Source organism: Alkalimarinus alittae (genome assembly GCF_026016465.1).
Lineage (GTDB): Bacteria > Pseudomonadota > Gammaproteobacteria > Pseudomonadales > Oleiphilaceae > Alkalimarinus > Alkalimarinus alittae.
On the sequence record NZ_CP100390.1, the window covers coordinates 3,303,165 to 3,317,616 of the forward strand.

General features: G+C 43.1%; 10 protein-coding genes. 6 read left to right on the forward strand and 4 right to left on the reverse strand.

Annotation, left to right across the window (positions count from 1 at the left end):
• Window positions 1-154 precede the first annotated feature (154 nt).
• Both NKI27_RS14960 and NKI27_RS14965 read left to right on the forward strand, forming a co-directional pair.
• Window positions 155-1,645 (forward strand): FAD-dependent oxidoreductase, encoded by a 1,491-nt coding sequence (locus tag NKI27_RS14960; protein WP_265046837.1) that lies wholly within the window; start codon window positions 155-157, stop codon window positions 1,643-1,645.
• 10 nt (window positions 1,646-1,655) lie between these two features.
• Window positions 1,656-2,114: a DUF1499 domain-containing protein gene (locus NKI27_RS14965; protein WP_265046838.1), complete on the forward strand. Its 459-nt coding sequence runs from the start codon at window positions 1,656-1,658 to the stop codon at window positions 2,112-2,114.
• A gap of 159 nt (window positions 2,115-2,273) precedes the next feature.
• Here NKI27_RS14965 and NKI27_RS14970 read toward each other — a convergent pair whose 3' ends face one another.
• Window positions 2,274-4,154: a tetratricopeptide repeat protein gene (locus tag NKI27_RS14970; protein ID WP_265046839.1), complete on the reverse strand. Its 1,881-nt coding sequence runs from the start codon at window positions 4,152-4,154 to the stop codon at window positions 2,274-2,276.
• 159 nt (window positions 4,155-4,313) lie between these two features.
• Window positions 4,314-5,417 carry a VWA domain-containing protein gene (locus tag NKI27_RS14975; RefSeq protein ID WP_265046840.1) on the reverse strand — a complete coding sequence of 368 codons (1,104 nt, stop codon included), beginning with the start codon at window positions 5,415-5,417 and terminating at the stop codon, window positions 4,314-4,316.
• A gap of 405 nt (window positions 5,418-5,822) precedes the next feature.
• Between NKI27_RS14975 and NKI27_RS14980 the strand changes: the two genes are divergently transcribed.
• Entirely contained in the window at window positions 5,823-6,932 is a 1,110-nt protein-coding gene (locus NKI27_RS14980) for a sterol desaturase family protein (protein ID WP_265046841.1), read from the forward strand.
• Window positions 6,933-6,997: 65 nt separating this feature from the next.
• Here the strand turns inward: NKI27_RS14980 and NKI27_RS14985 are convergent, their stop codons facing one another.
• Window positions 6,998-8,284 (reverse strand): FAD-dependent oxidoreductase, encoded by a 1,287-nt coding sequence (locus tag NKI27_RS14985; protein ID WP_265046842.1) that lies wholly within the window; start codon window positions 8,282-8,284, stop codon window positions 6,998-7,000.
• Window positions 8,285-8,536: 252 nt separating this feature from the next.
• Between NKI27_RS14985 and NKI27_RS14990 the strand changes: the two genes are divergently transcribed.
• From NKI27_RS14990 to NKI27_RS15000, 3 genes are all read left to right on the forward strand, one after another.
• Entirely contained in the window at window positions 8,537-9,718 is a 1,182-nt protein-coding gene (locus NKI27_RS14990; RefSeq protein WP_265046843.1) for an exonuclease SbcCD subunit D, read from the forward strand.
• Window positions 9,715-12,774 (forward strand): AAA family ATPase, encoded by a 3,060-nt coding sequence (locus tag NKI27_RS14995; protein WP_265046844.1) that lies wholly within the window; start codon window positions 9,715-9,717, stop codon window positions 12,772-12,774. The genes NKI27_RS14990 and NKI27_RS14995 overlap by 4 nt, the downstream gene beginning before the upstream one ends.
• A gap of 212 nt (window positions 12,775-12,986) precedes the next feature.
• A complete protein-coding gene (locus NKI27_RS15000) occupies window positions 12,987-13,622 on the forward strand; it encodes a PEP-CTERM sorting domain-containing protein (protein ID WP_265046845.1) in 636 nt (211 codons plus the stop codon).
• A gap of 75 nt (window positions 13,623-13,697) precedes the next feature.
• Here NKI27_RS15000 and NKI27_RS15005 read toward each other — a convergent pair whose 3' ends face one another.
• On the reverse strand, window positions 13,698-14,441 hold the full coding sequence (locus NKI27_RS15005) for a DUF3313 domain-containing protein (protein ID WP_265046846.1): 744 nt from the start codon (window positions 14,439-14,441) through the stop codon (window positions 13,698-13,700).
• Window positions 14,442-14,452: the final 11 nt, after the last annotated feature.

The window sequence follows — 14,452 nt, forward strand, 5'->3', positions numbered from 1 at the left end:
CTTAATAAAGAATAATATTTTAACGCCTCTAAGTCATATAACCTAGATGACTTAGAATATTCATTCAAATAAACACCTGAAAAGAGTAAAATTGCATCGATTATTTTAATCAGACCCCACTTAAAAACCTTAATAGGGCAAATTACCAAATAGCATGATCAAAACCGATCCTAAAACATCCACTTCAACACCTACTCCTCGTATCGGTATCGTCGGGGGAGGTATGGCCGGCTCTACAGTGGCATTGCGACTCGCTGAGCTGGGTATTAATGTTGTGCTATTTGAGGCAGGTAAAACGCTAGTCAATGGGCCGCCTATTTGCCATTTACATGCGGGCGGAAACCTTTATCGAGACATTTCAGATGAGCAGTGCATTACCCTACTTCGTCAGTCCATCGATACACTTAGAGTATATCCTCAGACCGCTAATATAAGACCCACTGTCATTGCTATTCCCGCACGCGATAGCGGTTCACCAAATGACCTGCTTCCGCGCTTGAAGAAATTGCAAACAGAGTATGCGGCATTAATAACGCAAGACCCTAAGAACAATGTGCTCGGCGCTGCGAACGACTATTTTAAGCTCTATGACCGCCATACCTTAGAAGCATTAGCCAAGAAAGAAACACCGAAAAAGCCATTAACGTTAGATGACTGGATGATTCCTGTCGCCAAAAACCTCAACCTTGATGAGTTCAAGCTACCTCTTGTGCTGGTGCAAGAATACGGGCTGAGCATTTTCCGTATTGCCTCTACCGTTAGCCTAGCCCTCGACCAACTAAAATCCTGTACCGTCTTAACCAGCACAAACGTAACCCATATTCAGTATCAGCAAAAACAGGCTAAATGGAAAATTGAATACCAATCTGAAGGCCATCCTAATCAATCGGTTACAGTTGATTATTTAATCAATGCCTGCGGCTATCGCACCGGGATGCTAGATGACATGCTCGACTTTAAACGAAACCGAATGGTTGAATTTAAAGCCGCCTACATTGCTCACTGGTCATCCTGTCAGGGCGAATGGCCTGAGGTTATTTTTCATGGTGAACGGGGGACGCCTGATGGAATGGCACAGCTGACACCTTACCCTGATGGATACTTTCAACTACATGGTATGACCAACGAGATTACCTTGTTTAAAGAAGGTCTTGTTGCATCGACGGAGCAAAGTGCTCAACCGATGCTTAACAGCTTATTTAATCGAAAATTAACCGACAAATGGAAGCACAACGAAATTGAGCGGCGAACAGCTAAAGCCATCGAGCATGTAGCCCAATTTATCCCGCGCTTTAAAAGTGCAACCGTAGGCGGCAATCCTATGTTCGGCGCTCAGCAAATTCCAGGAGATGACCCATCACTCCGTGCTGCCGACGTATCATTTGCAGGCCGTCACTATGCAAGGGCAGAAATAGTTAAAGCCTCTTCTGCACTAACCGTAGCCAATGCCATCATTGATAGACTAAAAGAAGAGTCTTTCTTTACTTCCGAAAAGCTATTTGAACCAAAAGTGTTATCTCAACAATTTCCCGTCACCAACGCCTTACCTTTAGAGCAAGTCACCTCACTTGCCGAAAATCTCGCTAAAGAGCGCGACTATCCGCCAGCACTTGCTAGAGCCGTAGGCTCACACACACTAAAATAAAGAGATTATAATGAAAATAATAAAACTTATTTCTGCTCTGGCGCTACTGCCACTGAGCGGATGCATGGTGTTTCCGTTAGAAGAATCAGACCCCAATCGTTCATTATATTGGTGCCCTCCCCTTCATAACTGCGCGTCAACAGAGGCCGTCACGTTTGTACATAGCATTCAACCCTTTGAACTAGCCATGCCATTAGAAGAAGCTTGGCCATATATTAGGGAAGCCGTTAATAACCTTTCTGGAACAACCATAGAGTATGAATATGACGGTTATATTTTCGCAAAAAGCCGCAGCACCGTATTCCACTTCCTCGATTATTTTGAAGTGCTCGCCGTACCAGAAGAAAATCGTCTAAATGTACGTTCTTCATCACTTACTGCGCTGACAGACCTTTTTGTAAACTATTTCAGGACAAGTTCATTTAGAAACGAACTAGCAGAAAAAGGCGTTATTGTGGTCAAGCAATAAAGATGGATACTCACTTGGTATAACCTTCAATTGCTCAAGTGGGAGTAAACACTTAGCTTCCGTTCAAAGCGAGCGTTTAGGTCAAAAACAAGGGCAGACACATCGGTCTACCCTTCGTCGAGGACATTCAGCAACGCTTGCACACAGAACTATTACGGACTATTTGCCTTGCGCATCACTAGCCCAAGACGCTTTATTGTCCAGTTTCAGTGCAGCTGAAAATGCAATCTCGGCCTTATCTTTTTGACCGGAAGCCGCCAGTGCCTTACCTGCATGGTAATGAATAACCGCTACATTTGGTGCGACTTTACTTGCCGCAACAAGAACGTCTACTGCCTCTTTATATCGTTTTTGCTGATAAAGAATCCAACCCAGCGTATCCATCAAGTTTCCATTCTCAGACACAACCTGGTTGGCTTTTCGTGCCAATAATTCAGCTTCTTTATACTCTGCTTTTTGAGCTAAGATATTAGCTAAGTTATTCAAGACGACGACATTATCAGGCGTACTTTCTAATACGCCTCTGTATATTTTTTCAGCCTTTTCAACTTGCCCGTCCGCTTCCAACCTAGACGCATAAAACACACCCTCTCTTGAACCACCAGGAAACAACTCATATAAATGTTCCGCTGTCTTAACTGCACCTGCCGTATCTCCAGCTTTAGACTGTGCCAAGCTAAGCGCATTTAATACCATGGGGTCACTCGGCGCTTTATCCCTTAATGCCTGAAACACAACAACCGCTTCTTTATAGTCACGCAATGATGCTAAATATGCTCCGTATCTAAATTGTAGATACTGATTATCAGGAAGCGCTTTCATTCCCTGTTTTAGTACATCAACACCTTTATCAAGCTCACCTTGCGCTTGAAGTAACTCAGAAAGCTGAGCAAACACAGCTGAGTCTGCCGCTCTATCGTTAATCAAAGTACGATATATACGCTCGGCTTCAGCGTGTTTCTTGATACTAATATAATACTGGGCTTTTCGTTTTTCTATTGCGAGCTTATTGGCACCTAACGCTATGGCCTTTGTAAAAACGCCATTAGCTTCATCAAAACGCCCCAACTGAAGTAGCGTTTCTGCTAACTCCATTTGTGCAGGCAACCAGTCAGGGAATGCTGCTGCCATATTTTGAAAACCCGCTACCGCCTCATCTAAGTCACCCACACCTCTTGTGGCTCTTCCCATGCCAAGTGCTATTTCACGTGACTGAGGGTTTAGACGATAAGCTCTTTTAAAACGCTTTAGCGCTGCTTTATTATCCCCTAATCCAAGATAAGCAGACCCTAAGATGATATGCCCTTCAGTTACAGTCGATACAATAGGAATACGCGTAACGAGTAGGTCAACCGTTTCCCTGTAACGTTTTTCAATATTCAGCACCTTACCTAGACCTAACGACACGCCCAAATAATTTGGAGACATCCCTTCTAACCCAAGACGGTAATATTCAATCGCTTTTTCATTCTTCTGTTGATACTCATATAACATCCCCAAACGTTGACTAGCCGTTCGCTCTTCTGGGTCTACAGCAATTGATTTTAATAACGTTTTTTCAGCCTCATCAAGTAACCCAGTCTCCATTTGGACAATACCAAGCTTGGTAATAGACCCTGCGTAATTAGGTTCCAACTTTATCGCTTGATTAAAATCGGCCATCGCTGCGTCTGCGTCTCGAGACAAAAATAATGCAACCCCTCTTACTTCATAGGCTAGCCCTGTTTTTGAACCGGCCTTAATAAGCTTGTTGGCTCTCTCTAATAGCAAATCGTAACGCTTTTGCTGTAATAAATGATTAACATCTTTAAATTCGCCGGCGCCCTCTCGGCCTTTTAGCACAATCAACTCGTTAGTGCTTGATCGATCTGAGTATTCAGCAAAACTATTATCAGCTTTGAATATGGGAAGTGCCTGCACTGTAGTGAGCGGCAGGGATAAACAAACAATAATAAATAGACGCAATGCTACAGAAGTAAATCCGTCACTCACATCCTGGTTCGGGCGGTATTTAAAAAATAACATATACATATTTCTCATGCTTTGAGGTCCACATAATCGGGGACATGGGGTAGAGCTAAACAGTATAGGTAAACAGCAAATAAAAAAACAGCAGCCCTTGGGCTGCTGTTTTTCTTTGTTCGTCACTAAAACACTTAAGCAAGCACTGCCACCTAATAGAAAAGGCGACAAAACAACTTAGCTTTTAGCTGTACGACGACGAGCTAAACCTAAACCAGCAAACCCCATCAACATTAATGCTAAAGTACCTGGCTCAGAAACACTTGCTGTCGCACCACGAACTGTAATGGTATCTGCTTCAGTCGCTACACAACCTCCATCAACTAATGCACAAGTATCAAAAGCATGAACACCTTCTTCAAGTGCTGTGAACGTTACTTCATAAGTAAAGGTACGAGTTAACTCACGATCAAAGTCACCTACTGCTGTATCACCTACACAAGTTCCAGTATCAGCCGTTAAACATGTAACACTTACATCTACACCTGGTAGACCTGCGCCTAAATCGCCTACAGACACTTCAGAATAATTTTCAAAAGCAGCTGTAACCCCGTCAGTAATATCATCAACCAAATCTGCAGTATCTAAACCACTTGACTGTATAATACTTCCACCCGTTGCATCAGACAATTCAGAAGCTGCAATACCACCCGATGAAGTACTATTCATACCGGAATAGAGGCTACCGTAATTAATACCAATGAATGTAATATCCTCGTCATTCAAAGCAGTTTTAGTGTCAGCTAAAGTAACACCGTCCGACTCTTTAAAGTTTGCATCGCTCAATGCAATGATAAAACGCGTTGAACCTGGACGCCATGATGCATTAGTAGCCGCATCATAAGTTGCAAAAATACCTTCTTCAGGGAAGTCTCCGCCACAACCACCATCGCACAAGCTAATGCTTGATAAAGCCGAAGCCGTATCGGTAGAAGTAGTAGAAAGGTCAGACAGAACACCTGCAGAGCCAGGGTCAGAAAAATAACCAACACCTGTCGCAACATCACCAAACGCACCCAAACCTGAAATGATATCGCCAATAGCGGCTTTTGCTTGGTTAATCTCACTCCCCATGCTGCCAGAGGTATCCATTAAAAACATAACATCGATAAGACCTGTAGAAGGCGCCTCATCGTTGACAATCACTGTTTTAGTAATCGTTACGCTTTCGCCAACACTCAATGTATCAGAATAGCTGACAGGGTCGATTGAATCAGCAAATGCCGAAGTTGATAAACCTAGTGTAAGTGCTACCGTTGCAGCACTAAATAATTTTTTCATAGCAAAGCTCCCTTTAAACTTTTATTAAGTACACTATTGAATTCGCTATAAGCAACCTATAGTGATTCTGCTCACAACCCCGATGTGAAACCTATCACAGTAGAAGTAAATTCATGAACAACAAGTTTACAAGCAAAAAGTAAGCCATTAACAAATTAAAAATATATTCTTTTGTTTTTAATGGCTTTTTTAAGTTTTAAATACGAGCATAGGTTTTTCTCAACTCAGAAAATGTAAAAATAACCGACATTCCTAAATACTAACCAATCTGAGCGCTTTACTTCTGCCCAGCCTAGTCTAAATGGCTTAAACTGTTCCCATCTTGCTCCGTCATCGGTATATTCATCATTGTCCGCATTAGCTGGACGCACAGCTTTCTATTTTAAAGACTAAGGATCTGCATCAATGTTAAAAAGGATATTTAGGGCTCGTGAAGTTCGAGTCGGTGAAGGTGTATTGAGTGGGTCAATTGCTAGCTTTTTATCAGTACTTTCCCTCTTAGGCGTTTTAGCGTTCCATTTTCCTGAATACCTAACAACCCCAGAATTACGGCAGTCTTATGATGTAGCTATTATTCGATCGATTATGTTTGTTGCTCTACTGATCTCAGGCACGTTAGGTTTGCTCAATGTTGTGAGAAATAAGCGAAAACGGTTAGGTATATTTTCACTTATTGTCGTATTTACCTGCATCGCATTAGGTGGCCATCGAGTTGAAGTTGGAGATTTCCCGGACAACACGCCGTATTTGGGGCTGGACTGGTTTATTTTGGACTTATTAGGCTCCACGCTTATATTTATAATAATAGAAAAACTATTACCATTTAGAGACCAACCCGTTTTACGCCCGCAGTGGAAAACAGACCTTGACCATTTTTTTCTAAACCATTTGCTTATAGGTTTTGCTTTATTGGTAGCAAACCAGTTTGTAAATCGTTTTTTTGGCTGGGCTGTAAATGAAGATACACAGGCGATCATTACCTCTCTGCCTTTTGTTATTCAGTTATTTGTTGTCATTCTAGTTGCAGATTTAGCGCAATACGCAACACACCGAATTTACCATGAAGTTCCTTTATTCTGGCGGTTACATGCCGTACATCATAGTGTAAAGCATATGGACTGGCTGGCAGGATCTCGCCAACATATTATAGAGTTATTAATCACACGTTCTTTCGTTTTAACGCCCATCTTTCTGTTAGGCTTCGAGAAGAATGTCATCAACGCCTATGTCGTTATAGTAGGATTCCAAGCAGTGTTTAATCATGCAAATGTACAGATTAACTTTGGCTGGCTGAAATACATCTTTGTAACACCTCAGTTTCATCATTGGCATCATGCATCAGATGAAGCAGGTATTGATAAGAACTATGCAGCCCATTTTTCATTTATTGATTATCTATTTGGCTCAGCAGTAAAAGGACAGGAGGAATGGCCTAAGGGGTATGGCGTTAAAGGCGATTACGTACCCGACGGTCTCCTCAAACAACAAATGTTCCCCTTCACCCATAAAGGATAGCTATTCAATAAATGACAGCGAGAAGAGGTGTTTAGAGTTTCAGGTTGCTCTTGAAGAGTGACCTTCTAGCGTTTCCACGGCACATCGCACCCCAACTGTTCAGAAATACCCATCGCCGACTGAACCGCACTCTCAAGCAATGGGATTCCTGGCATCGCATACGAACCGCAATACCAGATTTGGCGGTCGTTTTCTTTTTGAAGCAAGTTAAGGGATTTGATGGCAGCAAGACTTTCAAGGTTCACCGTGGGCCGTTCAAAGTGTGACCGCCCTAGAACCGTCTCTTTTTTAGGTTCCAGCAATGGGTTCCAGGTCTGGAACAATGGGGCCGCGGTTGCGAGAGAGGGGTAAATTTTATTTAACCAGATACTCGCCATCGGTTTGCTTTGTTTTTGATCTAGCAAAAAATTAACAGGGGCTCGATCACTGTCTTTATTGGGTATTAATGCGGTATCACCATGCACGACTACTTCACTTCGTTCGTAAGGCACCTTACTTAGCAGTTTTTTAGCAGCTGACTCATCACCCGAAATCATTTTCACTGCTTGATTGGCCTGCACCGCGATAACCACATGATCAAACACGTGCTCGCGCCCATTTGCTTCCACTATTTTTACATGCTCATTCTGCTTGCTGATACTCTCAACCTCTGCATTGCAGTGTAACGTGTTACAGTTTTCAAGCATTCGATGAATAGCATCTTCAGCGCCCCGCTTAGCTCGCCAAATGCCGTTAAACAGCATTCCATTGGCTAAAAAGTCGATAATAATTTCAGCGGGATATTGTTTTACTGCAGCATATGAACAGGTACATATCGCCGCAAAAGATGGCAAGATGACGTCGTCAATAAACGCTGAGGAGTATTGATTGGCGCGGAGGTAATGCTCGATAGTTAAGCCTTCGGTTAGGCCTTTTTTGCGATCTCGTTTGGCAAAGACCAAAAAGCGGGCCGCATCTCTCGCGATTCTCACGGATTTCAAGTTCACCTTACTTAAACCGGCAAAAACAGGAAACGCGCGTTTACCCAACTCAACGTAGCGATAACCAAAATAAACACTTTTATTACTATCAGACGAGTAAGACGCTGAGTGGTCTGTTCGCTGTATTTCAACGCCCATCTCTTGATAAAACGCGACTAGGTTTTTGTAGTAGCAGGTATTAAAAGCGCGTAAAGGGACATCAATTCGCTCTTCAATTTCCCCATCTTTAAAACTGAGGTTAAACGCCCCCATGCCCGGAGCATCATGGCGTTCAAATAACGTCACATGATGTTTTCTACCCAACAACCAAGCAACACTGAGGCCTGCAATACCACTCCCTACAACGGCTATATTCTTTTGCTCTTGCGTCATCTAATCCTTCACTCTGCTTTAATCTGCCATTAACACGCGTCGATAAATACAGTCATGTTAGCAAGTTTTTATCATTGGGTTCTATTCAGCTTATTAATAAATCAAAGATTATAAATTCACCCCATTTTAAATAGAAACGTGCGCTCATTATTTAATTGGGCAAAACCAATCAAAATGTTACCCTCATTAATCGCTTAATATGTAACTATTAATACCCCGTTATTATCCTAGACACAGGTTAGATCAGCACCCATGAAATTCATCCACACCTCTGATTGGCATATCGGCCGGCAGTTTCATAATGTTTCACTGCTTGAAGATCAGCGTCATGTACTCTCGCAAATAATAGATTATATACAATCAGAGAATGCCGACGTATTGGTCATCGCTGGGGATATCTATGATCGATCTATTCCCCCTGCAGCGGCGGTAGATTTATTAGATGAGGTGCTTAATCAAGTCTGTAATGAAATGAACGTGCCTGTCATCATTATTTCAGGTAATCATGATAGCGCCGAGCGCCTACGTTTTGGCGCTAGGCAATTAAAACAGGCAGGATTACATATCATTGGTGATATTAATGCCATTACTGACCCTGTCGTCATAAAGAGTAAGTCAGGACTCTTAGTCAATTTTTACGGCATTCCTTATCACGACCCAGAACAAGTGCGCCATCACTACGACACACCTGTCCGTAACCACGATGAAGCCCATTCATTATTGGTTGATACTATAAAACAGTCGATCCCCTTACCTTCACCCGCAACAGAGGCCAACAAATCTGAGAACTCAGTCAATGTCCTACTAAGCCACTGCTTTGTTGATGGCGCTGAAGAGTCGGAATCAGAAAGGCCACTTTCTATTGGTGGCGCAGATCGAGTCTCCTATACTCCCATGACCGATTTTAATTACGTGGCACTCGGTCATTTACATAGCCCTCAATACAGAGGCGAACCCTATATTCGTTATTCGGGATCAATCCTCAAATACAGTTTCTCTGAACAACACCAGAAAAAAGGCGTCACCCTCGTGGAGCTTGACGATAACGGCAAAGCTCACATAACACCACTTCCTCTCAAACCACTCAGAGATATGAGAGTCATTGAAGGAGCGCTTACCGATATCATCGATAACGGGAAAACAGACCCCGATAGTGATGACTATGTCATGATCAGGCTGACAGATACCCACGCCATTTTGGACGCGATGGGTAAACTACGAACTGTTTACCCCAATGTATTACACCTTGAAAAGCCGGGCATCATGGCCGTGGGTGAGAGAAAAGCAATGAATCGAGAAAAGCTGAAACGGGGTGAACTGGAGATGTTTCAGGACTTTTTTGATCAGGTATCCGGCAATAGCTTATCAGCAGAACAATATAGTGCACTAGAAGCGGTCATTGATAGCCTTCATAAACAGGAGGAGAAGCAATGAGACCGAATAAACTACTCATTCAAGCCTTTGGCCCTTTCGCTAAAAAAGAAGAGATTGACTTTACGAGCTTGGGCGACAACCCGCTTTTTTTGATCAATGGGCCAACAGGCGCGGGAAAAAGCTCCATTCTCGATGCGATCTGCTTTGCTTTGTATGGCCAAACAACAGGGAAAGAGCGCGACCCTTCGCATATGCGCTGTGACCATGCCGCACCCGACCTGCTTACAGAGATAACCTTAGACTTTTCACTCGGCGAGCAACACTACCGAGTGCGTCGTGCGCCGACACAAGAGCGCCCAAAATCTAGAGGCGAAGGGACCACCCCCCACCAAACAGAAGCACAAATATGGCAATTAAAGCCTGAGGGCGACCAGCTTTTAGTCCCGCAAAAAGCACAAGAAGCCACCCAAACCATAGAAGCACTAACCGGCCTTAACGTAGAACAATTCAGACAAGTCATGGTGCTCCCACAAGGGAAGTTCAGAGACTTCTTAATGGCAGACTCAAGCCAACGAGAAGCAATATTCAGTAAGCTTTTTCAAACCCAAATTTATAAGCGCATTGAAGACACCCTTAAAACCAAGGCCGCCTCCATACGTAAAGAGGTAGAAAACCTACAAAACCAAATTAAAGGCATACTTCAAGGGGCAGACCTAAATACTGAAGCAGAAGTTCAAGAACAACTTACTGCGCTTACACCACAATTGGAATCTGCGACACAACATAAAAATCAGACCGTTGAGGCGCTCGCGAAAGCAGAAAAAGCATTAGAGGCGGGAAAGATACTGACCAAAGCCTTTTTAGCGCTAGATACTACTCAAAAAGCCCTTGATAACCTCAACGCCAAAAAAGTCCACATAGATGCTCAAAAGCACCTATTGACCCGTGCTCAGACGGCACAAAAAATTGAGCACTTAAAAGCGACACTGAGCAAATCAATTCTAACCCAGGCGCAGTTAGACAAAGACATAAAAACAACTGAACAAAATCTGAGTCAGCACCAAAACGCATTAGCTCAAGCCCAGTCTGTACTCGATCAAGCAGAGAAAAATAACCAGTCTCTCGATGTATTAAAAGAACAGCTTGCCGACTTACGTAAGCTAGAGCCTAAAATTAACCAGCTAGCCGAAGCAATAAAACAAAGCCAAACAACACAAACGGCACTTGAGACTGCCAGCGCTGCGTTTGAGAACCAGCAAACACAGCTAAAACAACTCATTACCCGCATTAGTGCTTCTGAAAATCGCATCAACACCTTAAAGGCAGCTTCTGCGGTTTTACCTGAAAAACAACGTCAATTAGATGGTCTGCTGATATTAGGTCAGCAACGCGCTAATTTAGATAAACGATTTGAAGAACAAAAAGCACTTCAGCAAACGCGTATCATACGAGAAGAACACCTTAACACCTGCAGAGCCAAGTTTGACGCTCAAGTCAATCAGGTTAAACAGTTAGAATTTACATGGCACAGTAGCCAAGCCGCTATTTTGGCGGCTGAGTTAAAACAGGGGCAGCCCTGCCCTGTCTGCGGTAGCCAAGAACACCCCACACCGGCCAACACGCTTGGTCAAGCAAGCCCTGTCACCAAGCAAGGGATTGAAGCCGCAAGAGCTATTCAAACAACACTACAACAACAATTAACCAGCGCCCAAAACGACGTTACACAAACATCAACACAGCAACAAAATATCGAAGCCTTAATTATTGAACAGCAACAAGAGCTAGGTGAAAACCAGCATCACCCGACGCATCAACTTCGTGCTGACTGGCGAAAGCTCAACGACGAAGTCGAAACGTTTCAGTTGCAACAAAAAGAACAAACCCAACTTGAAATGGAACTTCAAGCCTTAACATTACAGCGATCACAATTAGAGCAACAGATCGAAGTAGCCAGACTATCTTTACAGAAAGCACAGCAAGAGCAGACCATAGCAGCACAAAATCAACTGCATATTCAACAAGCGCTTCCTGAAGAGTACAGAGTGACAGGAACGCTGACGCATCAAATAGAGCAATTAGATGCGCAGATTAAGTCAATTACTATGACCTATGACCACGCATTAGCAACCTTTAATGCCAATCAAGAAAAAGTCACGCAGTCACAGGTAATCAGCGAACAACAGCAAATACAGAAAAAAGCAATTGACCAAGCACTGGCTGAAGCACATAAAAACTGGACAACAGCACTCAGTCAAAGCGCATTTAAAGACGAAGATGATTTTATTAATGCACAAAAAACTGAATCTGAGCAACAACAATTATTAAGTGAAATAGAACAGTACAGCCATCAACTCAGTGGTTGCAAAGCCACATTGGAGCAGCAACAACAGCAACTAGATCAACAAAAAACGCCCAACATGGAAGCGCTAGAAGCCGAGAAAAGTCAACTTAAAGCAACCTCAGCGCAATCGCTAGAAAGCTGGAAGAATATAGATAACCGTCACCGTCAACTCACTGACGTGCTGATTAAATTAGATCAGGCGCATCAATCTAACCATGCATTAGAATCCGAGTATAAGGTTTACGGCACACTCAGCGATGTTGCTAACGGTCAAACAGGCAACAAGATCAGCTTACAGCGTTTTGTTTTAAGCGTGCTGTTAGATGACGTTCTCATTGAGGCTTCCCACAGGCTCAATAACATGAGCAAGGGTCGATACTTATTAATACGAAAAGAAGAGCGGGCAAAAGGCAATAAAGCGTCTGGATTAGAGCTAGAAGTTGAAGACGCCTACACCGGCAAAACAAGGTCAGTGGCCACGCTCTCGGGGGGCGAATCATTTATGGCGGCGCTTTCCCTTGCTTTAGGTCTTTCTGATGTTGTACAAGCCTATGCAGGCGGAATTAAACTAGAAACGCTATTTATTGATGAAGGGTTTGGCAGCCTAGATCAAGAGTCTCTCGACCTCGCGATAAAAACGCTAATTGACCTTCAAAGTAGTGGCAGGATGATTGGTATTATTTCTCACGTTAGTGAATTACGTGACCAGATGGCTCTACGTATAGACGTACACAGCTCCGCTAGTGGGAGTCACATCTTTGTAAAAGGAGAATAACTTTACACTCTAAAAATCTACACTACTATAACTTACACATAGAACTTAAGATGTCGAATTTTATTACACTTCTGTCTTTTAACGCATGCTATAAACTAGCTTTAGTATTGTTTTATAAAGTTTTTTTATGATTGGCACATTTATAGCTTTTAGTATTACAAATGACGCATTAATGCGCAGATAGCATTTGTATTCCATGAGAGTAGAATAATATGAAAAACACAATAAAAAGTATCATTGTTGCGAGCAGTCTTTTAGCAGCTTCGGCTAACGCTAGCCTTATCACAAATGGTAGCTTTGAGTCAGATCAAGGCTTAAATAACGGTCAATGGGGCGTATTTAGCACAATTGATGGTTGGTATACATCAGACGGTTCAGGCATTGAAATTCAAAAAAATGTCGTCACGTCTGCTCAAGATGGAAGTCAGTACGTTGAGCTAGATAGCCATCATGGCAGCAGTAACAGCTCAATGTCTCAGGACTTATTTGGGTTAACTATCGGCCAAACGTATCAGTTAGACTTCTGGTATAAAGCACGTACCGCATCAACTAACGATAACGGCATCAACGTTAGCTGGGGAGAGTCTCCAGACCTATCTCCTTTCACTTATGCCTTTAATGTTGATGGCACTGCGCCAATGCCTTGGACATTGGTTACAGGGTTCCTCACCGCAACCGCTGCAGAAATGACACTTACCTTCTCTGCAACAGGTAACGAGAATACGTTAGGCGGGTTCATCGATAATGTAAGTTTGAAAGCTGCGTCAGTGCCTGAGCCTGCATCTTTAGCGCTGTTTGGTCTAGGTTTACTAGGTCTTGCTAGCCGCCGTAGTCGCAAGCAAGCATGATTTAGCATCAATTTAAATGCCCAGCGCTTAGTTGGGCATTTTTTTATCTAGTCTGTAGCCGAGCCCCAATAAGCGTTATTCAGCCGTAATAAGCTCTTCGTCAACAGGTGAATGGCTCACTATATAGTTTTTGTCGGAAACCTGCTTAAGCGATACCACTTGTTGCTCAATCCATTGATCAATAGATGTTGTAAGTTTATTTAGCGACACCGCCTCCCATTCGTTTTCAAGCCGTTCATGGCCAACCATTCCCACCATTGTTTTAGCAACAACAGCTCTGCTATCTGCATCAACAAATTCAGCCTCAACAAATAACAATATATCTTCATCTCTTATACCGATTAACTTGGTCATTCCAGTAAACGCCATTGCTGTTGGCCAATATTCATAAAAACGCAGCGGTTCATCTCGTGTTTCTAACCCCGTGATCGCTACTTTGGCTCTTAACGTTCGACCGCTCGCCTGCTCCGACACTTGATAATATTCTTCTAACTTATGTGTCAGCGCTTCAGTCATATAGGCCCTAATGGCATCCATAGTGTCGCGAGTGACCTGAAGATTTTGCTGAATTGTCGCATCCAGCTTTATGGGGTCAACGATCATAGTTTTATATGATCTAAGATTTGCACCTGGCGCAATCCAAGCTTTAGACGCGATAAACTCTCGCTCTTCAACCTCAACACTATTCAAAGGCTGGTAGTCACTCATAAAACCTGAATAAGGGCGATCGACATCAGGGGCTTTTGGCTGAAACATTCCGCACGCCGTCATGGTCGACATTACCCCTACAGCCAACGGTAACTTAAGAAGATTAAGCATCAATACGTCCT